The following is an 18886-nucleotide window of genomic DNA, read 5'->3' as shown; positions in this document are numbered from 1 at the left end:
GATTTCGCGCGTTAACTGCCATAAGGGAATGAGAATGAAGCTTTCGACCAAGGGTCGTTACGCGATGGTGGCCTTGGCTGATATCGCTCTTCAGTCTTCTGACGGACTGGTAACGCTGAGCGAAATTTCCGAACGGCAGGACATCTCGTTGCCTTATCTTGAACAGCTGTTCGTAAAGCTGCGCCGGGCCGAGCTTGTCTCGTCAGTGCGCGGTCCGGGCGGAGGTTATCGGTTGGCGCGCCCTGCGTCGGAAATCCGTGTAGTCGAAATTCTGTCCGCCGTCGACGAAACTGTAGACGCGTTGAAAAAAGGGGCAGGGGCATCCGGGGCCTCATCGGGCAGTCGTGCGCAATCGCTGACCAACCGATTGTGGGAAGGGCTGAGTGCCCATGTTTATGTGTTTCTGCATCAAACGCGGCTTTCTGATGTGATCAGGAACGACTTGGCACCCTGTCCGGCTGTTCCCAATCTGTTCGCGGTCGTGGACGAGTAAGATGAATTTGCTTTGTCCAAGTCCCTTTGGTTGCCAAAAGGTGCATCCATGAATCGTGTTTACCTTGATCATAACGCCACAACGCCAATTCGCCCCGAAGCGCGCGATGCGATGATCACGGCAATGGATCAGATCGGTAACCCTTCCTCGGTTCACGCTGAAGGACGAGCGGCAAAGGCCATGGTCGAGCGTGCACGGGCGCAGGTGGCCGAAGCTGTCGGGTGCCGACCGCAGGAAGTTATTTTTACCTCTGGTGCGACCGAAGCGGCTCGGGCCTTGCAGAATAGACCGAATAATTGCGATGTGTTCGTCGATGCAACGGCGCATGACGCCCTTTGGTCGCATCTTGATCTATCGAATTGCAACGAACGCCCGTTCGGACCTGGTCACATCTTAGCAATGGGGTTGGCGAATTCGGAAACAGGTATCGTTACTTTGCCACCGAAAAAGGTCGAAGGTCAGTGGCCCTATGGCGCACGGCGCGCCGATTGGTTGTTGCTGGATATTACACAGGCTGTTGGCCGTATTCCCTTTTCCTTCGCCTGGAGCGATGCGGATATGGCGGTTCTTTCGGCGCATAAAATCGGCGGTCCTAAGGGTGTTGGCGCTCTGATCCTAAAACAAGGGCTGGACATCAACCCGCTTGCGGTTGGTGGCGGGCAGGAAATGGGCCGGCGCTCCGGGACGGAAAACGTTGTTGGAATCGCGGGTTTTGGTGCCGCTGCCGAGGCCGCAGTGAAAGATCTGGCTAACGGTGTTTGGGAAAATGTTGCTAAATTTAGAAATATTCTAGAGAACGCTCTTGAGGCCGGATCGAAAGCGACTATTTTTGTCGGGAAAGATCAGGAGCGACTCCCCAACACTTTGTGTTTTGCAACTCCCGGATGGAAAGGGGAGACGCAAGTTATGCAGATGGATCTGGCTGGATTTGCGATCAGCGCAGGTTCGGCCTGTTCAAGTGGCAAGGTAAAGACCAGCCGAGTTTTGACGGCAATGGGATATGACGAGGTAACGGCAGCCAGCGCAATTCGCGTATCGCTCGGCCCTTGGACGACAGAAGATGATGTGCTGCGTTTCGCGGATACGTGGCTGGAAAAAGAGAAAAAGCATCGCGCGCGTGCCGCGTGATCTGACGGAGGATAAGTCATGGCCGCTTTGGACCAGACTCAGGTAAAAGAAGGTGTCGATCAGGAAACCGTTGATGCGGTGCGCGAGGCCGGAACCTATAAATACGGCTGGAACACCGATATTGAGATGGAATACGCCCCAAAAGGCGTGAACCCCGATATCGTCCGTCTGATCTCGGACAAGAATGAAGAACCGGAATGGATGACCGAATGGCGTCTGGCCGCGTTCGAACGCTGGACCAAGATGGAAGAGCCGAAATGGGCGATGGTCAGCTATCCCGAAATCGACTTTCAGAACCAGTATTACTATGCCCGTCCGAAATCGATGGAGGTAAAGCCGAAATCGCTGGATGAAGTGGATCCGAAGCTGCTGGCCACTTACGAAAAGCTCGGTATCCCACTGAAAGAACAGATGATTCTGGCTGGCGTCGAAGGTGCTGAGGATATGCCTGCTGAGGGCCGCAAGGTGGCTGTGGATGCGGTGTTCGACTCGGTGTCCGTTGGCACAACTTTTCAGGCGGAATTGAAAAAGGCAGGTGTGATCTTCTGCTCGATCTCTGAAGCGATCAGGGAACACCCCGAGCTGGTCAAGAAATACCTGGGCACCGTGGTTCCGGTATCCGATAATTTCTATGCCACGCTGAACTCAGCCGTGTTCTCGGACGGGTCATTTGTCTACATCCCGCCGGGCGTACGCTGCCCGATGGAGCTGAGCACCTATTTCCGCATCAATGCGGAGAACACCGGTCAGTTTGAACGTACCCTGATCATTGCCGATAAAGGCAGCTATGTCAGCTACTTGGAAGGCTGTACTGCGCCTCAGCGCGACACTGCGCAGCTGCATGCTGCCGTGGTCGAAATCATTATCGAGGAAGATGCCGAGGTAAAATACTCGACCGTTCAAAACTGGTACCCCGGGGATGAGAATGGCAAGGGTGGCATCTATAACTTTGTGACCAAGCGCGCGGATTGCCGCGGCGACCGGTCAAAGGTGATGTGGACGCAGGTGGAGACCGGCTCTGCCGTGACATGGAAATACCCGTCCTGCATCCTGCGCGGTAATGAAAGTCAGGGTGAGTTCTATTCGATCGCGATTGCCAATAACTATCAGCAGGCCGACACTGGCACCAAGATGATCCACCTCGGCAAGAACACCAAGTCTCGGATCGTTTCGAAAGGGATCAGCGCGGGCAAGGCGCAGAACACCTATCGCGGGTTGGTCTCGATGCATCCGAAAGCCAAGGACAGCCGCAATTACACCCAGTGTGACAGCTTGCTGATCGGTGACAAATGCGGGGCGCATACGGTGCCCTATATCGAGGTCAAGAACAACTCATCGCGCGTCGAGCATGAAGCGACGACGTCGAAGGTCGATGATGATCAGCTATTCTATTGCCGTCAGCGCGGAATGGACGAGGAAGAGGCCGTGGCCCTTGTTGTCAACGGGTTCTGCAAGGACGTGCTACAGGCACTGCCAATGGAATTTGCGATGGAGGCCCAGCAGTTGGTGGCCATCAGTCTCGAAGGATCTGTGGGTTAATCCCGACTTTCCCTGAATTCAGAACATACAGGGGGCATGACCCTCTTGCGATACGCCAAAGGAAATAAACATGCTGGAAATCAAAAACCTGCACGTCAAACTTGAAGAAGAAGACAAGCAAATCCTCAAAGGTGTCGACCTGAAGGTTGAGGCTGGCAAGGTACATGCGATCATGGGGCCAAATGGCTCGGGCAAATCGACGCTCAGCTATGTGCTGTCCGGTCGGGATGGGTATGAAGTGACCGAAGGCTCGGCGACCCTTGGTGGTGAGAACCTGTTCGAGATGGAACCGGAAGAGCGCGCAGCAGCTGGTGTTTTCCTGGCGTTCCAATATCCGGTTGAAATCCCGGGCGTTGGCAACATGACCTTTCTGCGCACCGCTGTGAATTCACAGCGCAAGGCCCGTGGGGAAGAAGAGCTTTCGGCAGCCGATTTCCTGAAAGAGGTGCGCGCCAAGGCCAAATCGTTGAAGATCGATGCGGATATGCTGAAGCGCCCTGTGAATGTTGGCTTTTCTGGCGGTGAGAAAAAGCGCAACGAAATACTGCAAATGGCCATGCTAGAGCCCAAAATGTGCATTCTGGACGAGACAGATTCCGGTTTGGATGTAGACGCGATGAAATTGGTTGCAGAGGGCGTGAACGCGCTGCGCGACGAAGCGCGTGGCTTCCTTGTTATCACGCATTATCAGCGCCTTCTGGACCACATCAAACCTGATGTCGTACATATCATGGCCGATGGGCGGATTGTAAAAACTGGCGGTCCCGAGTTGGCACTTGAGGTCGAAAACAACGGTTATGCCGACATTTTGGCCGAGGTGAACTGATGGCGTTGCCCCAAGCAAAACAGACTGCGACGGAGGAGCGGCTGGCCGTCCTGTCGTTGCCCGATGCCGGATGTACTCGCGCTGCGCGCGAGGATGCGATTGCCCGTGTGCGCCAAATGGGCTTGCCCAGCCGGCGCGACGAGTACTGGAAATACACCCAACCCGATACGCTCGTATCGGCTGATGCAGCGCATGCGGCGCTGTTCGAGTCGGACGAGCCGCAAATGTTCGATGAATTCGACCGCTTGAAGATTGTCTTCGTTGACGGAGTGTTCAATCCCGAAGAGTCCGATGATCTGACGCTCGAAGGTGTTTCGATCGACCGGCTTGAAGATATTTGCTGCAAAGATATCCATTGGGCCAAAGACTTGTATGGCGTTCTTGAAGCGAATGGACAAGTTCCGGTTCAGCGCCCGCTGGCCGCATTGAACACCGCATTTGCATCAGACGGCGTGGCCATCCATGTGACCGGTAAGCCATCGAAACCGATCAGCCTGATCTATCGCCATGCGTCCGAGGATTCGGATGCGATCCTGCATCACGTAGTACGGGTCGAAACTGACGCCGAGGTTACCATTCTCGAAAACGGGCCGGCGGCATCGCGTTTCAACAAATGTATGGAAATTGACATTGCCGATGGTGGCTCGCTGCACCATGTGCGGGCCCAGGGTCGTGACCACGAGCGTCGTGCGGCGACGCATATGTTTACACGGTTGGGTGCCAATTCTGTCTACAAATCCTTCACCCTGACCATGAACGGTGTTCTGACCCGGAACGAACAGGTGATCGAATTGACCGGCGATGATGCGGTGGCGCACGTGGCCGGTGCCTGCGTCGGAGATGGCGACTTTCACCATGACGACACGGTATTCGTCACCCATGACGCGGTTGGTTGCGAAAGCCGCCAGGTGTTCAAGAAGGTGCTGCGCAACGGCGCGACCGGCGTGTTTCAGGGCAAGATCCTTGTGAAAGAGGGCGCTCAGAAAACAGATGGGTATCAGATTAGCCAGTCTTTGCTACTGGATGATGATAGTCAGTTCCTCGCCAAGCCCGAGCTTGAGATCTATGCCGATGACGTTGTCTGTTCGCACGGTTCGACATCAGGTGCGCTTGATGAAACGGCTCTGTTCTACCTGCGGTCTCGGGGTGTGCCCGTCAAAGAGGCAACAAATTTGCTGACCTTGTCGTTCCTGGCCGAGGCTGTGGAAGAGATCGAGGATGAAGGCCTTGCGGAGGCTATGGTTGACCGCCTTGAAGGCTGGCTTTCTCGGCGAAGCTGATGCCGGTAACGACGGATATAGTGGCCACATACCGTGGACCAGGCCGGGTTGTAAGCCGGCTTTTGGATTTGGGCGAACGTGAGGACCGCGCTTTGGTCTTTGTAATGGCGTTCTGCGTGGTGGCATTCATTGCGCAACTGCCACGTTTGTCCCGACGGGCGCATCTCGAAGACCTCGAACTTAACATGCTGTTGGGCGGTGCCTTGCTTGGAACGGTCATTATCTTGCCGCTGTTCTTCTACCTTCTGGCCTTCGTGTCCCACGGTGCGGCGCGTCTGTTCGGCGGAAAGGGGACTGCCTATGGCGCAAGGTTGGCTCTGTTCTGGGCGTTGCTATCCTCGACGCCGTTGATTTTGCTGAACGGCCTTGTCGCTGGTTTTATCGGTCCGGGGACAACCATGACCACTGTCGGGTTGGTCTGGTTTGTCGTATTCCTGTGGTTCTGGTTTTCGGGCCTTAGGCAAGCGCAAAGGTATGCGGAATGAATCCGGCCGTGCTGAGTCAGATTGCTGTTCTGACCCTGACCAACCCTGCCGAAGCGGCAAGACGGTTGCTGGATCTGCGTCCCGGGCGTGAAGTTGTCTGGCTGGCATTCTTTCTGGCTGTCGTTCTGAACGGTGCCATCCAAATTGGTATTGAACAGATGGTCCCTGTCCCGCAGGGTGAACCGCTTCCCGTTTCTGATCCTGTTATTCTGAACCTTCTGCGTTCGTCAGGCGCGATGCTGCTCAGCGTGGTGGCTCTTCTTTTTGTTGGTCGTACTATAGGGGGCGTTGCGACATTCAAAGATATCCTGATCCTGACGATCTGGCTGCAATTCCTTCAGATCGCAGCGATGTCGGTGACTCTGATCGTTTCGATGGTTGTTCCATTTATGATGGTCATGTTTTTGCTGGCGACCGCACTTGTCAGCCTTTACGTCTCAATGCATTTCCTGAATGAAGCTCATAAGTTCAACTCGATGCTGAAATCTTTTGGGGTCATTCTGTTATCCGCACTGATTTCAATCTCATTTGTCCTCATGTTCACACCCAACGGCCCGGTTTAGGGAAGAAAAATACGATGTTCGATCTGCAGAAAATTCGCGCTGACTTTCCGATCCTGTCCCGAGAGGTAAACGGCAAGCCGCTGACCTATCTGGACAATGGAGCATCAGCTCAGAAGCCACAGGTTGTCATTGACGCTGTGACGCGGGCTTATAGCGAAGAATATGCAAATGTGCATCGCGGGCTGCACTATCTGTCCAATCTGGCGACCGAGAAATACGAATCCGTTCGTGGAACTATTGCCCGATTTCTGGGCGTAACGGATGAAGATGAGATTGTTCTGAACTCGGGCACGACCGAAGGCATCAATCTGGTCGCCTATGGCTGGGCGATGCCGCGTCTTCAGGCAGGGGACGAGATCGTCCTGAGTGTGATGGAGCATCATGCAAACATCGTACCCTGGCATTTCCTGCGCGAGCGTCAGGGAGTAGTGCTGAAATGGGTGGATGTGGATGCGGATGGCGGGCTTGATCCGCAAGCTGTCATTGATGCCATCGGTCCAAAAACCAAGCTGGTCGCGGTGACCCATTGTTCGAACGTGTTGGGCACGGTTGTGGATGTCAAAGCAATCACCGAAGGCGCCCATGCCAAAGGCGTCCCGGTGCTGGTGGATGGCAGTCAAGGCGCCGTGCATATGCCGGTCGATGTCCAGGATATCGGCTGCGATTTCTACGCCATCACCGGGCATAAGCTTTATGGCCCATCGGGATCGGGAGCGATTTACATCAAATCTGACCGGATGGCCGAAATGCGCCCGTTTATCGGTGGCGGTGACATGATCAAAGAGGTCAGCAAGGGTCAGGTGATCTACAATGATCCACCGATGAAATTCGAGGCGGGAACTCCTGGCATCGTGCAAACCATCGGACTGGGCGTCGCTCTGGACTATCTGATGGATTTGGGGATGGACAACGTTGCTGCTCATGAGGCCGGGATCCGAGACTATGCGATGCAGAGGTTTGCAGGGCTGAACTGGATTCAGCTTCAGGGGGCACGGCCGGACAAAGCGGCGATCTTTAGCTTCACTTTGGACGGTGCAGGCCACGCGCATGACATTTCGACGATTTTGGATAAAAAGGGCGTCGCCGTTCGGGCCGGGCACCATTGTGCTGGACCATTGATGGATTTCCTCGGAGTCACCGCGACATGCCGCGCCAGTTTTGGTCTCTATAACTCGAAAGATGAGGTCGATACCCTGATCGAAGCGCTTGAACTTGCGCATGATCTGTTCGCGTGAAACCTGTTTGATCCGGGTCGATTTTCAGTTGCACCCGGCCCGGAACAAGGTTAGCTAACGGCTCAGGCACCTGTAGCTCAGCTGGATAGAGCGCTGCCCTCCGAAGGCAGAGGCCAGAGGTTCGAATCCTCTCAGGTGCGCCATTTCTTGAATATTTGGGCTCGTATTGAAGATCACCTGCAACAGCCGGTTTGCGCAGGATTTATGAGGCTGCCTGAGTGGAATGGCACCTCCGCAATGGCAGATAAATCTGCTCATTCAAACGGTTACGTGAGCGACAAAGTTCTCTTGACGACGGGCGGGGCGGATCAACCGCCCCAGCTTCTTACCACACCGCAATCCATATGCACGAAGTTCGAGCGGTGGTATTTGCCAACACCACCAGCACGGCAAGACATCGCCGCTTTGGCCATTTGCGAGACCGAACGAGATGACAGGCGGAGGTCGGCTGCCTGGCCTTTCATGTGCAACGAATTCTTGGCAACACGGCGCGACCGTGACCGCAGCATCGCGTTGGTCTGCGGCGAGCGATAGCCCGACAGCAGCATATAGGGTTCGTTGACATCCAACAGATTATGCGACGCCGCCATGATGTCGATCGTGCGGAGGTCCATATCTTTGGCCTGGTCGGTGCGCCAATCGCGCATGAAGTGGTTCACTTCTTTGACCGCGTCTTTGATGTATTTACCGTCAACCCAATAGATCATATCGATCCGCTCGCCAGTGCGTCCGGAATACATGCGAATACGGCGAATATCACCACCGCCACGAAGAAATCCTGCTGCATTGGAGTAGGTTGGAGTTGCTACAACTGCTGTAGCTGCGAATGCGCCCAATAAAGCACGCCGGGTCAAACCCGAGGAACTGCTCGTCGTCATTTTGTGTTTCGTCCCGTACTGTTCCTGCCTGCACACGATGTTACGCGCGCTGTATTAATTTATTCCCATCCCAGATGAGGGATTTATGACACAGTCGTGAAGGGCGGCCAAGAAGTCTTTCGAATTCATCTTTTCAAGGGGGAATTTTCGGCAGTTTTTTGCGCAGGTGGTGCAAAATGGCAAAGATCCAACGTCTTAGGCCGTCGCGGAAACCTGTCCGATGCAAACAAGCATCACGCTTGGGTATAAGCACGAAATTGATGCATTTGTGAATAGACAATGGGTTTCAAGCAAAACCATAATTGTTCGGCATTGCCTGAAACGGCGTATTATATAGAAAATTCAAGGGCTCCAAATGTTCTCTGTTCTTCGTGCAAGCACCGGTATTGCTTTGGCCGCATGTTTTCTAACGTCTTCGGCGATGGCGAACACTGAGGCCAAGCCTGACACCGCATTCCAGATGGCGGTTGCCGAATTTGCACCTTCCGGGTCTGAGATTGCCGATTTCTACCGTGAAAGAGGATTCGTGCCTGTTTGGGTTGGCGACACGGCTGCACATGCTGAACGTCGTCAACGGTTGATTGAGGGGCTTTCTGCGGTCGAATTACACGGGCTACCCGCGAACGCCTATGATGCGCAGGGCTTGGTTGACCGACTTCAATCAGCAAAATCAGCGCGTGAGCTTGGGGCCGTCGAGGTCGAGTTGACACGCGTTTTTGCAGCCTATGCTCAGGACATGAGGACAGGCCTTTTACGACCATCCGATATAGACGATGGATTAGTCAGGAAGGTCGAGCCGACCTCGACAGCAGGGCATCTGCGTGGACTGACGACCTCGGAGGATGCAGCCTATTTCGATCAGTTGGCGCCAAGCTCGACCCAGTACCGGGCTTTGATGAAGCAGAAACTTGCGCTGGAAGAATTGGTTCGCCAAGGCGGTTGGGGAACTACTGTTCCACAAGCAAAGCTAGAGCTGGGAGATACGGGACCCGCCGTAATAGCGATGCGTAACAGATTGGTTGAAATGGGTTTTATGAACCCAACAGCCAGCCCTGTTTTTGACGATGCCTTGCTGGCAGGTGTTCAACGGTTTCAAATCGCACATGGTCTTGCCGCAGATGGCGTCGCGGGTCCGGGCACAATTACTGAATTGAACCGCACTGCTTCGGATCGTCTGAAGGCCGTCTATGTCGCGCTGGAGCGTGAGCGCTGGTTGCCGCGCGAGCGCGGTGAACGCCACATTCTGGTCAATCAGGCTGATTTCTCAGCCAAGATTGTTGATGACGGCTTTATTACCTTTGAAACCCGCGCTGTGATCGGCAAGAACACCCATGATCGTCGGAGCCCCGAGTTTTCCGACAAGATGGAACATATGGTCATTAACCCCAGCTGGTATGTCCCACGCTCGATCATCACCAAGGAATACCTGCCGCAGCTGCAGTCCAACCCAAATGCCGTTGGGCATATTCAGATTACCGATCGCAGTGGTCGCCAGGTCAATCGCGGGGCAGTAGATTTCACTCAGTTCACCGCAAGCAACTTTCCTTTTGCGATGCGCCAACCGCCCAGCAAAAGCAATGCCCTGGGGCTGGTGAAGTTCATGTTCCCCAACAAGCACAACATCTATCTGCATGATACACCGCAGAAAAGTTTGTTTGCTCGGGAATCTCGTGCCTTCTCGCATGGTTGTATCAGATTGGCTCAGCCTTTCGAATTCGCTTACGCACTGTTGGCGAAGCAAGAAGAAAACCCAAAGGCATTTTTCCATCGGATTCTCGCGACTGGAAAAGAGACCACTGTGAAACTTGAGCAGCATGTTCCTGTCCACTTGATTTACCGCACTGCCTTTATTGGCCCGAAAGGTGAGGTACAGTACCGACGCGACGTCTATGGCCGTGATCAGAAAATCTGGAATGCTCTGCAGAAAGCAGGGGTGGCCCTGCCGGACGTTCAGGGGTAATCACCGGGGGCAGGTCCTAGTTCCGGGAAGCCCCACATGAAATATACAGTTCAACAAATCGCAGATGCCCTTGACGCTGAGTTCCAGGGCGATGCCAGCCTGGTCGTACATGCTGCTGCTGAACCGTCGGATGCAACTGCCACTGATCTGGCGATGGCGATGTCGCCGAAATATGCCGAGGATCTGGGATCGGGTTCGGCGCAGGTCGCCATCCTTTGGGAAGGTGCTGACTGGCAGGCGTTGGGGCTTAAGGCAGCAATATTCGTTCGGCGACCGCGGATGGCGATGGCCGGGATCACCTCCATGCTGGATAAAGGGCAGGGCTTTGGATCCGGGGTTCACCCTTCTGCAGTCATCGACCCGACTGCGGATGTGGCAGATGGGGTCTCAATCGGCCCTCTGGCAGTCATTGGTGCACGGGCCCGGGTCGGCAGAGGGGCGAATATCGGACCGCATTGCGTCATAGGCATGGATGCTGTGTTGGGCGAAGACGCCGTTCTGCGCGAAATGGTCAGCATTGGTGCCCGTGTGCAGATCGGGGATCGTTTTATCGCGCAACCAGGGGCAAGGATCGGTAGCGACGGGTTCAGTTTTGTTACGCCCGAAGTTTCGGGGGTAGAGAACGCGCGCAAGACCTTGGGGGATGCAGGAGACGCCAGCGCGCAAAGCTGGCTGCGCATTCATTCGCTTGGTTCTGTGGAAATTGGCGACGATGTCGAGATCGGTGCGAATTGCACGATCGACAACGGGACCATTCGTAATACTCGCATCGGGAATGGCACAAAACTGGATAATCAGGTCCATATCGGCCACAACACGCGCGTTGGTAATGACTGTCTGCTGTGTGGTCAGTCTGGTATTTCCGGTTCGGTTGAGCTTGGCAATAACGTGGTTCTGGGTGGGCAATCAGGCGTCTCGGACAATATTTTCGTTGGCGACCGGGTGATTGTCGGCGGTGGTACCAAAATCCTGTCAAACGTACCTGCCGGTCGTGTGTTGATGGGCTACCCGGCTGTGAAGATGGAAACCTTTACTGATGTCTATAAGGCGCAGCGCAGATTGCCGCGGATGCTTCGTGACGTGGAGGCGTTGAAAAAGGCTGTTTCCAAACAGCCTCCGAGCGATTAAATCACATTCAACGTGATAATCAGAGGATCGATATGAGCATCACCGACCGCGTCATTGCCATCATTGCCGAACAAGCCGTGTTGGAGCCTTCGGATGTGACGCCCGAAAGTACGCTCGAAGATCTGGGGATCGACAGCCTGGGGCTGGTCGAGAGTATCTTTGCCATCGAAGAAGAGTTCGACATTACCGTTCCGTTCAATGCCAATGAACCAACGGCCAGTGACTTTGACATCTCAAATGTCGCCGCGATCATTGCTGGGATCGAAAAGCTTGTGGCAGAAAAGGTCTGACCCAAGCAAATGAAACGGGTAGTAATAACCGGGGCAGGCACGATCAATTCGCTTGGTCATTCAGTTCCAGATACGCTTGAGGCGATGCGGGAAGGCCGTTGTGGCATTTCGGAACTTGAATTTCGAGACGTCGACAGGTTGGCGATCAAGATCGGTGGGCAGGTCCGGGGGTTCGAAGCCGAGGGTCGGTTCAACCGCCAACAGATGACTCTGTATGACAGGTTTACACAGTTTACCCTGACCGCGGCCAAAGAGGCCATAGATCAGTCCGGGATCGAATTCCACGGTGAGTTGGCTGCACGATCTGGCGTGGTTCTGGGAACAGCAGGTGGTGGCGTTTCGACCTGGGACGACAATTACCGTTCAGTCTATGAGGACGGGAAGAACAGGGTTCATCCATTTGTTGTTCCTAAACTTATGAACAACGCGGCGGCAAGCCACGTATCGATGGAACATAACCTCAAAGGTCCCAGCTTTACCGTATCGACTGCTTGTGCCTCATCGAACCATGCGATGGCGCAAGCCTTTCAGATGGTGCGCAGCGGGGCGGCCCCTGCGATGATCACCGGCGGCTCAGAATCCATGTTGTGCTTTGGTGGCGTCAAGGCCTGGGAAGGGCTGCGGGTGATGTCCAAGGATGCCTGTCGTCCCTTTAGCGCCAACCGAAACGGTATGGTGCAAGGAGAGGGAGCGGGCATCTTCGTGTTCGAGGAATACGAACACGCGAAGGCGCGTAGGGCAGAAATTTTGTGCGAAGTTGTTGGTTTCGCGATGACCTCGGATGCATCAGACATTGTGATGCCCAGCAAGCAGGGCGCAGCCCGTGCGATGTCAGGGGCGTTGTCTGATGCTGGCCTGAATGCCAATCAGGTGGGTTATATCAACGCCCATGGCACAGGTACTGCGGCCAATGACAAAACGGAATGTGCCGCTGTAGCTGGCGTTTTCGGCCCGCATGCGGACGAACTTTTGATCTCATCCACCAAGTCGATGCATGGTCACTTGATTGGCGGAACCGGCGCGGTAGAGCTTTTGGCCTGTATCATGGCCCTGCGAGATGGGGTGATTGCACCGACGATTGGCTACGAAGAACCAGATCCGGAATGTGCTTTGGACGTTGTGCCCAACGAGGCACGCGATGCGAAAGTCGAGGTTGCGCTAAGCAACGCTTTCGCTTTCGGAGGTCTGAACGCAGTACTTGCCTTGAAGCGGGTTTGAGAAAGCCGCTGGGTTAAACGGCTTTCTCGAAAATGTAGTCTTCAGTTGGTTGCGACATCAACAATGTCGTAACCTGCAGTAAACCCGGACAAAGATAGGTCAAGTTCGATCACCTGATCCGGCGCGGGCGCTGGAACGATGGTCAAAGTCGCCTTGCTACCCTGCTTCATTGCGTCGATATCCCCTTGGGTCAGGCCGATTTGGGCAACACAGCCAACAGGGTTACAAAACGAATAGTTGTAGCGTTTGGCAGGCGCCCCGTCGATTGAGAGGGTCAGCTGCGCTTGCAACAGGGTTTCAAGCGGAACCAAGATATTTGCTCCGGCTACAGCCGAACCGCCTTCGGGTAGGCGGAACATGGAAAACTCAGCCATAGGCACATCTTGCGGGCCATTTATGACTTGCAGCAGCGAACACAGATCTTTGCCCGCGTTCATCTTCAAACAGTTCAGGCTCCAGTCGCCGAATTTTTCTTTGTCATAGCGCTGTCCGACCTTGACGGTTTCATCGACCGGCTGCCCCAGGTCGAGACCATTGTCCACCTGCTCGGTCGTAGGGGATTCGGTGGCAGGTTCTGTCGTGTCGGTGGTCTCTTGCGCCAGGGCGGCGCCGTTGAAAAGAAAAGCTGCCGCAACAAGCTTTATCGGTGTCCTGAACATAATTGCCTCGTGATTGTTGATGTGGCTTTTCGCCGGGTCTAGCACCACTGGCGCGCAGTGTCAGGCATTATGCAGCGTAAAAAGACAGAAGTGATCGGAATCTCGCCTGAGGCCCCGTGGGCAACACGTGTGGCCAAGATAAAAGGGAGCCGGTGGAGCGGCTCCCTTTCATGAATTTTTCTCCCCGTCGGACCGGCCGACTTAATTATGAGCAGACGTTACGAGAGGGCGGCGCGGTGGTCAACTGCTAACCTGAAAATTTAATTATGAAGCTATGGTGGAAAAAGGGCCGCGCGTGAACGCGCGGCCAGTCGACAGGGAGGAAGTTTGTTGACCGCGGAATTCTCATACACGAACAACCAGAAAACTATCGCAGCCAAAGGTTAACTTTGTATGCTGGGCGGAGATCGGTAGGAAACAGGGCCTTAAGCATATGAGTGAGAACATATTTCTTGGCGGTGGTGGCGCAGATTACAGCCAACCGCAGACGTTGTCGTTGAAATACGCCAACCGCCACGGCCTGATCGCCGGTGCGACCGGCACTGGCAAGACCGTGACGCTTCAGATCCTGGCCGAGGGGTTTTCCAAGGCCGGGGTGCCGGTGTTTCTGTCTGACGTCAAAGGTGATCTGTCTGGTTTGGCGCTGGCGGGCAGTGAAAGTCACAAGCTACATGGGGCATTTCAGAAGCGTGCCGAAACCATCGGATTCACGGATTACGAATATGCCGCTTGCCCGGTCACTTTCTGGGACCTGTTCGGTCAGCAAGGCCATCCGGTTCGAACCACAGTATCCGAGATGGGACCTTTGTTGTTGTCCAGGCTGATGGACCTGAGCGAAGCACAGGAAGGCATTGTAAACATTGCATTTCGGGTTGCCGATGAAGAAGGTATGCCCCTGTTGGATATGAAAGATCTGCAAGCCCTGTTGGTCTGGATCGGAGAGAACAGAGCAAATCTTTCGCTGCGCTATGGGAATGTCTCAACCGCCTCGATCGGTGCCATCCAGCGACGGTTATTGGTTCTTGAAAATCAAGGGGGCACCAATCTGTTTGGCGAACCTGCCCTGGAACTGGCCGATCTTATGCGCACCGATGCCAACGGGAATGGCATGGTGAACATCCTGGCCTCTGACAAGCTGATGGGATCACCTCGTCTGTATGCGACGTTCCTGTTATGGCTGCTGAGCGAACTGTTTGAAGAGTTGCCCGAAGTCGGCGATCCGGACAAACCCAAGCTGGTATTTTTCTTTGACGAAGCGCATCTGTTGTTCGAAGACGCGCCCAAAGTGCTTGTGGACAAGGTCGAGCAGGTCGCCCGCCTTATCCGATCAAAGGGCGTAGGGGTCTATTTCATCTCGCAAAACCCGGCAGACATCCCAGAAGACATTCTGGGTCAGTTGGGTAACCGGGTACAGCATGCTTTGCGAGCTTTCACCGCCCGAGACAGGAAAAACCTTCGCCTTGCGGCTGAAACCTACCGCGAGAATCCAACCTTTGATACTGAGGCCGCCATCCGTGAGGTTGGCGTGGGCGAGGCGGTTACATCCATGCTGCAAAAGAAAGGGGTTCCGGGCATCGTCGAACGCACTTTGATCCGTCCCCCTGGGTCACAGTTGGGGCCGATTACCGCTGCCGAACGGCAAACGGTAATGAATGCGTCTCCGATGAAAGGCAAATACGAAACCCGCATAGATCGCAGATCAGCCTTTGAGATGCTCCAGGCGCGGACTGATGCCGCAGCACAGGCCGCAGCCGAGGCAGAAGAACAGCTTGAGTCTCAATCGATTGCAGAACGCGAATTTGCCACGGCTCGCCGATACTCAGGCAGCAAAGTAACGCGGTCTTCTTCGCGGATCGTGCGAAAGAAAGACACCTTTGCCACCGCCATGAGCGAGGCCGTCATTAAAGAGCTTAAGGGAACAACCGGGCGCAGGATCGTCCGAGGCATTCTGGGCGGGTTATTTCGTAATCGTTGAATGGCGAGCCGGGCTAATTGCCCGGCCTCACAACGGTCACTTCAGGCGGCGTTGGCCTTCTTGTCTGCAATATGCATCAGCCTCGGGGACGGACATTTTTGTTGCCGGAAAGTCGATTGCCCGGTCCCAGTCCACGCGATTCTGCCGGTAGAGCTGGCATGTCACCACGCCCTTGGGGGTCTGGACCTTGACCGGAGTGGTTTCCAGATCTTTTGGTGACGGAATACATGCGGTCAAAGAGGCAAGAACCGGCAGCAGAATGAGTGTCTTTGTAAGAGTGGTTTTCATCGGTGTTTTCTATTCCCTGCGGGCAAATGGTAGTAGTCTGCACAAAGGCAAATAATTGGTGAACACGACTGTGAAACATGTCAGGCCGATGATTTGCTCTAGTAAGTTCCTCACTCAAAATCAAGAAACCGCGCCAATTTCTTGACGCGGTTCCATATATTGGAGGTTCTGTGGCCCTATTTCTCGGGGATCAGCCCTCTTGGACTGAATCTAAGAACAATCAGCAGAATCAACCCCATCGTGAACAGTCGCATATGGGCCGCGCTGTCGATCAGATGCGTCTTGAGCGCACTGCCATCGGGCATTCCGGACGTGATCAGGTTCATAAGCCACAACCCAATCGGTTCGACCTGGACCCACAGGAACCAGATGAGGAATGCGCCCAGCACAGCACCAAAGTTGTTGCCCGATCCGCCCACGATCACCATGACCCAGACCAGAAATGTAAAGCGCAGAGGGTTGTAGGTACCCGGCGTCAACTGCCCGTCCAGCGTTGTCATCATCGCGCCCGCGATACCGCAGATGGCAGAGCCCAGAACGAAGATTTGCAAATGGCGGCGGGTGACATCTTTACCCATCGCCTCGGCTGCAACCTCGTTGTCACGGATGGCGCGCATCATGCGGCCCCAGGGGCTGCGCAGCGCCATCTGGGCCATCCACAGCAGGATCAGAAGAACAACCATGAACAGCAGGGAATAGCCCAGCTTGACCGACAGGGTCGAGGCGATGACAGGGTCCAGCCCAAACCAATCGGCACGGGCAATGAAGGATGGATCCTGCTGAAGCTCAACCTCATAGCCGACCACGGGCGAAGGGCGTGGGATGCCGTAGACATTCTTGACACCTCGGGCCAGCCAGTCCTCGTTTTTCATGATTGCGATGATGATTTCGGCAATCCCAAGCGTCGCAATCGCCAGATAGTCCGAGCGCAGGCCAAGGGCTGTTTTGCCGATCAGCCAAGCGGCACCGGCGGCCAGCACACCGCCCGCGGGCCAGGCCAACAGAACCGGCAGATTCAACCCGCCAAGGTTGCCCGCAACGGCTGGGTCAATGGCTTCGACACCAGCAACGCTGGGGTCAAACACCGCACGGTAAATGAAAAACCCGGCGATCAGAATCGCGACGATGGCAATCGTCTGTACACGGCCCCTCGGTATTTTTGTTGCCACCAGAACCGCCGCAACGACGGTCGCAGCCCCCAACAGCAACGCAAGGACGATCCCGTATCCTCCGGATGACCACGCGCCGGGTGTCGGCGGGGTTGAGACCAGCACAACCGCCAGCCCGCCCAGCGCAACAAAGCCCATAACACCAACGTTGAACAGGCCCGCAAAGCCCCATTGCAAGTTCACCCCAAGCGCCATGATGGCCGAGATCAACCCCATGTTCAGGATCAGGATCGCCGAATTCCAGCTTTGCGTGAATCCGGTCAACAGGATCAGGCCGCCAACAACCACGAAAAGCAGCGTATTTTTGACAGTCTCGGTCATACTGCTTTCCCCTTAAACAGACCTGTGGGCTTAAACAGAAGCACGATGAGCAAGATAACAAAGCTGACCGCGAATTTGTAATCGGTGGATAAGAATTGGACCAATCCCGAGGGCTCTAGATGTTCCGGTGCCATATAGGTCAGCACCTTTTTCCACGCATAGGTGATCGTCACCTCGGAAAACGCGATGATGAACCCGCCCGCGATAGCGCCCAGCGGGTTGCCGAGGCCGCCGACGATGGCCGAAGCGAAGATCGGCAGCAGAAGCTGGAAATAGACAAAGGGCTTAAAGCTCTTGTCCAACCCGTAAAGCACACCCGCAGTTGTCGCCAGCGCCGCGACAAGGATCCAAGTGATCATCACCACACGTTCAGGGTTGATGCCAGACAGCAGCGCCAGATCCTCGTTATCCGAATAAGCGCGCATCGACTTGCCGGTGCGGGTTTTGTTCAAAAACCAGAACAAAAGTGCCACGGCGACTACGGCCACAACCACGGTGATGCCCTGAGAGGTCTTGATCGCCAACCCCTCACGCAGCCCGGTCATCGCCTTGAATTCCCGCGCTGAAACGATGAACCGCTCACCGTCCGAGAACCTTTGATCATCCGGCCCGATTATGAACCGCACCAGCCCGTTCATGATGAACATCACGCCCATCGAGACGATCACCAGAATGACCGGTTTGGCCTTTTGTTCCCGGTAGAAACGGTAAACCAGCCGATCCGTGATCAGAACCAGAACGATACAGCCCAGAATGGCAAAGGGCAGGGCCAGCAGAGCGGTCGGTAACGGCCCGAAACTGACCCCGGCGGCCTGCAGGCCCCATGTGACCAGCACGGCGATCATCGCACCAAAGGCCATCGTGTCGCCATGGGCAAAGTTCGAGAACCGCAGGATGCCATAGATCAGAGTGACCCCCAGAGCGCCCAGCGCCAACTGGCTGCCATAGGCGATTGCAGGAACGAGGACGAAGTTGGAGAGCGCCACTAGGGCGTTGAGGAAATCCATTATTCAATGACCTCACATGTACCGATGCTGGATTGAACTGAGAGATCACCGAGCGCGTTGTAAATCTGTGTACGTACGCTTCGGCCATCAGGAAACACCGTTATGGTCAATCCTGCAAGTGGCCCCATTGAAGGGACCAGAAAATGCCGTGCCCCGCCAACCCCAATTTGCTCGATTGGGTTGTTCTGAATGGCGGTGTCAAGTTTGATGGGTTTGGAAGACGACGAATAAGCGAGTGTGGGTGTTCCAGAAAGCGTGCCGGTACTTTCAAGCGAATGGTCGTTAGACCAATCACATTCTATTTCGAATACCTGAGGTAAAGTGTTTGCTGCTTCGGCCAACGCAAAATTGTCTGTTAGACCGATTGCGCAAGCCATGGCAGTAATCCTAACGATCTGGTTCCTTGGCTTTTGAACCACGGCAGACCGATGCCAATCAAGTGAA

19 protein-coding genes and 1 tRNA gene are annotated in these 18886 nt (G+C 54.9%); 14 read left to right on the top strand and 6 right to left on the bottom strand.

Annotated elements, in window-relative coordinates; genetic code table 11:
• Positions 1-34 precede the first annotated feature (34 nt).
• From iscR to AC2FLB_RS01085, 9 genes are all read left to right on the top strand, one after another.
• On the top strand, positions 35-493 hold the full coding sequence (iscR, locus tag AC2FLB_RS01125; RefSeq protein WP_142633731.1) for a Fe-S cluster assembly transcriptional regulator IscR: 459 nt from the start codon (positions 35-37) through the stop codon (positions 491-493).
• 48 nt (positions 494-541) lie between these two features.
• Positions 542-1621 (top strand): cysteine desulfurase family protein, encoded by a 1080-nt coding sequence (locus AC2FLB_RS01120; protein WP_142633733.1) that lies wholly within the window; start codon positions 542-544, stop codon positions 1619-1621.
• An 18-nt stretch (positions 1622-1639) separates the two neighbouring features.
• Positions 1640-3160 (top strand): Fe-S cluster assembly protein SufB, encoded by a 1521-nt coding sequence (gene sufB / locus AC2FLB_RS01115; protein WP_142633735.1) that lies wholly within the window; start codon positions 1640-1642, stop codon positions 3158-3160.
• A 70-nt stretch (positions 3161-3230) separates the two neighbouring features.
• On the top strand, positions 3231-3986 hold the full coding sequence (gene sufC / locus AC2FLB_RS01110; protein WP_142633737.1) for a Fe-S cluster assembly ATPase SufC: 756 nt from the start codon (positions 3231-3233) through the stop codon (positions 3984-3986).
• Positions 3986-5266 (top strand): Fe-S cluster assembly protein SufD, encoded by a 1281-nt coding sequence (sufD, locus tag AC2FLB_RS01105; protein WP_271947165.1) that lies wholly within the window; start codon positions 3986-3988, stop codon positions 5264-5266. The genes sufC and sufD overlap by 1 nt, the downstream gene beginning before the upstream one ends.
• Positions 5266-5751: a YIP1 family protein gene (locus tag AC2FLB_RS01100; protein ID WP_496708463.1), complete on the top strand. Its 486-nt coding sequence runs from the start codon at positions 5266-5268 to the stop codon at positions 5749-5751. Before sufD ends, AC2FLB_RS01100 begins: the two co-directional genes overlap by 1 nt.
• A complete protein-coding gene (locus AC2FLB_RS01095) occupies positions 5748-6314 on the top strand; it encodes a YIP1 family protein (RefSeq protein WP_496695491.1) in 567 nt (188 codons plus the stop codon). Before AC2FLB_RS01100 ends, AC2FLB_RS01095 begins: the two co-directional genes overlap by 4 nt.
• 14 nt (positions 6315-6328) lie before the next feature.
• Positions 6329-7549, top strand: coding sequence for a cysteine desulfurase (locus tag AC2FLB_RS01090; RefSeq protein WP_496708462.1), 1221 nt, complete (start codon positions 6329-6331; stop codon positions 7547-7549).
• Positions 7550-7615: 66 nt separating this feature from the next.
• Positions 7616-7692 (top strand) — tRNA-Arg (locus AC2FLB_RS01085).
• A 165-nt stretch (positions 7693-7857) separates the two neighbouring features.
• Here AC2FLB_RS01085 and mepK read toward each other — a convergent pair.
• A complete protein-coding gene (gene mepK / locus AC2FLB_RS01080; protein WP_142633747.1) occupies positions 7858-8427 on the bottom strand; it encodes a peptidoglycan L,D-endopeptidase MepK in 570 nt (189 codons plus the stop codon).
• A 421-nt stretch (positions 8428-8848) separates the two neighbouring features.
• Here mepK and AC2FLB_RS01075 point away from each other — a divergent pair, with 421 nt between their 5' ends.
• The 4 genes from AC2FLB_RS01075 to AC2FLB_RS01060 are packed head-to-tail and all read left to right on the top strand — an operon-like array spanning position 8849 to position 13023.
• Positions 8849-10387, top strand: a complete 1539-nt coding sequence (locus tag AC2FLB_RS01075; RefSeq protein WP_496708461.1) for a L,D-transpeptidase family protein — start codon at positions 8849-8851, stop codon at positions 10385-10387.
• A gap of 36 nt (positions 10388-10423) precedes the next feature.
• Positions 10424-11515: a UDP-3-O-(3-hydroxymyristoyl)glucosamine N-acyltransferase gene (gene lpxD / locus AC2FLB_RS01070; protein ID WP_496691225.1), complete on the top strand. Its 1092-nt coding sequence runs from the start codon at positions 10424-10426 to the stop codon at positions 11513-11515.
• A gap of 32 nt (positions 11516-11547) precedes the next feature.
• A complete protein-coding gene (locus AC2FLB_RS01065; protein WP_142633752.1) occupies positions 11548-11805 on the top strand; it encodes an acyl carrier protein in 258 nt (85 codons plus the stop codon).
• A 9-nt stretch (positions 11806-11814) separates the two neighbouring features.
• Entirely contained in the window at positions 11815-13023 is a 1209-nt protein-coding gene (locus AC2FLB_RS01060) for a beta-ketoacyl-[acyl-carrier-protein] synthase family protein (RefSeq protein WP_496708460.1), read from the top strand.
• A gap of 41 nt (positions 13024-13064) precedes the next feature.
• Here AC2FLB_RS01060 and AC2FLB_RS01055 read toward each other — a convergent pair whose 3' ends face one another.
• Positions 13065-13682, bottom strand: coding sequence for an invasion associated locus B family protein (locus AC2FLB_RS01055; protein WP_142633757.1), 618 nt, complete (start codon positions 13680-13682; stop codon positions 13065-13067).
• Positions 13683-14115: 433 nt separating this feature from the next.
• Here AC2FLB_RS01055 and AC2FLB_RS01050 point away from each other — a divergent pair, with 433 nt between their 5' ends.
• Positions 14116-15657, top strand: a complete 1542-nt coding sequence (locus AC2FLB_RS01050) for a helicase HerA-like domain-containing protein (RefSeq protein ID WP_496708459.1) — start codon at positions 14116-14118, stop codon at positions 15655-15657.
• 36 nt (positions 15658-15693) lie between these two features.
• On the opposite strand, the gene AC2FLB_RS01045 is transcribed toward AC2FLB_RS01050, so the two are convergent.
• The 4 genes from AC2FLB_RS01045 to AC2FLB_RS01030 form a co-directional block, all read right to left on the bottom strand.
• On the bottom strand, positions 15694-15945 hold the full coding sequence (locus AC2FLB_RS01045) for a hypothetical protein (protein ID WP_142633761.1): 252 nt from the start codon (positions 15943-15945) through the stop codon (positions 15694-15696).
• A 176-nt stretch (positions 15946-16121) separates the two neighbouring features.
• The gene (locus AC2FLB_RS01040; protein ID WP_496708458.1) at positions 16122-17435 is read right to left on the bottom strand and encodes a branched-chain amino acid ABC transporter permease; all 1314 of its coding nucleotides are present in this window, start codon (positions 17433-17435) and stop codon (positions 16122-16124) included.
• Positions 17432-18442, bottom strand: coding sequence for a branched-chain amino acid ABC transporter permease (locus tag AC2FLB_RS01035; protein WP_496693159.1), 1011 nt, complete (start codon positions 18440-18442; stop codon positions 17432-17434). Before AC2FLB_RS01035 ends, AC2FLB_RS01040 begins: the two co-directional genes overlap by 4 nt.
• On the bottom strand, positions 18442-18819 hold the full coding sequence (locus AC2FLB_RS01030) for a hypothetical protein (protein ID WP_496708457.1): 378 nt from the start codon (positions 18817-18819) through the stop codon (positions 18442-18444). Before AC2FLB_RS01030 ends, AC2FLB_RS01035 begins: the two co-directional genes overlap by 1 nt.
• Between the last annotated feature and the right edge of the window lie 67 nt (positions 18820-18886).

The organism is Ruegeria sp. CDSA236 (genome assembly GCF_059611285.1).
The sequence above is the reverse complement of the archived record's forward strand: the minus strand, read 5'-3'. Positions and strand labels throughout refer to the sequence as shown.

Bases quoted from the DNA above. Each gene is read 5' to 3' on its own strand.
- iscR (WP_142633731.1), top strand. From the start codon at position 35: ATGAAGCTTTCGACCAAGGGTCGTTACGCGATGGTGGCCTTGGCTGAT.
- AC2FLB_RS01120 (WP_142633733.1), top strand. From the start codon at position 542: ATGAATCGTGTTTACCTTGATCATAACGCCACAACGCCAATTCGCCCC.
- sufB (WP_142633735.1), top strand. From the start codon at position 1,640: ATGGCCGCTTTGGACCAGACTCAGGTAAAAGAAGGTGTCGATCAGGAA.
- sufC (WP_142633737.1), top strand. From the start codon at position 3,231: ATGCTGGAAATCAAAAACCTGCACGTCAAACTTGAAGAAGAAGACAAG.
- sufD (WP_271947165.1), top strand. From the start codon at position 3,986: ATGGCGTTGCCCCAAGCAAAACAGACTGCGACGGAGGAGCGGCTGGCC.
- AC2FLB_RS01100 (WP_496708463.1), top strand. From the start codon at position 5,266: ATGCCGGTAACGACGGATATAGTGGCCACATACCGTGGACCAGGCCGG.
- AC2FLB_RS01095 (WP_496695491.1), top strand. From the start codon at position 5,748: ATGAATCCGGCCGTGCTGAGTCAGATTGCTGTTCTGACCCTGACCAAC.
- AC2FLB_RS01090 (WP_496708462.1), top strand. From the start codon at position 6,329: ATGTTCGATCTGCAGAAAATTCGCGCTGACTTTCCGATCCTGTCCCGA.
- mepK (WP_142633747.1), bottom strand. From the start codon at position 8,427: ATGACGACGAGCAGTTCCTCGGGTTTGACCCGGCGTGCTTTATTGGGC.
- AC2FLB_RS01075 (WP_496708461.1), top strand. From the start codon at position 8,849: ATGGCGAACACTGAGGCCAAGCCTGACACCGCATTCCAGATGGCGGTT.
- lpxD (WP_496691225.1), top strand. From the start codon at position 10,424: ATGAAATATACAGTTCAACAAATCGCAGATGCCCTTGACGCTGAGTTC.
- AC2FLB_RS01065 (WP_142633752.1), top strand. From the start codon at position 11,548: ATGAGCATCACCGACCGCGTCATTGCCATCATTGCCGAACAAGCCGTG.
- AC2FLB_RS01060 (WP_496708460.1), top strand. From the start codon at position 11,815: ATGAAACGGGTAGTAATAACCGGGGCAGGCACGATCAATTCGCTTGGT.
- AC2FLB_RS01055 (WP_142633757.1), bottom strand. From the start codon at position 13,682: ATGTTCAGGACACCGATAAAGCTTGTTGCGGCAGCTTTTCTTTTCAAC.
- AC2FLB_RS01050 (WP_496708459.1), top strand. From the start codon at position 14,116: ATGAGTGAGAACATATTTCTTGGCGGTGGTGGCGCAGATTACAGCCAA.
- AC2FLB_RS01045 (WP_142633761.1), bottom strand. From the start codon at position 15,945: ATGAAAACCACTCTTACAAAGACACTCATTCTGCTGCCGGTTCTTGCC.
- AC2FLB_RS01040 (WP_496708458.1), bottom strand. From the start codon at position 17,435: ATGACCGAGACTGTCAAAAATACGCTGCTTTTCGTGGTTGTTGGCGGC.
- AC2FLB_RS01035 (WP_496693159.1), bottom strand. From the start codon at position 18,442: ATGGATTTCCTCAACGCCCTAGTGGCGCTCTCCAACTTCGTCCTCGTT.
- AC2FLB_RS01030 (WP_496708457.1), bottom strand. From the start codon at position 18,819: ATGGCTTGCGCAATCGGTCTAACAGACAATTTTGCGTTGGCCGAAGCA.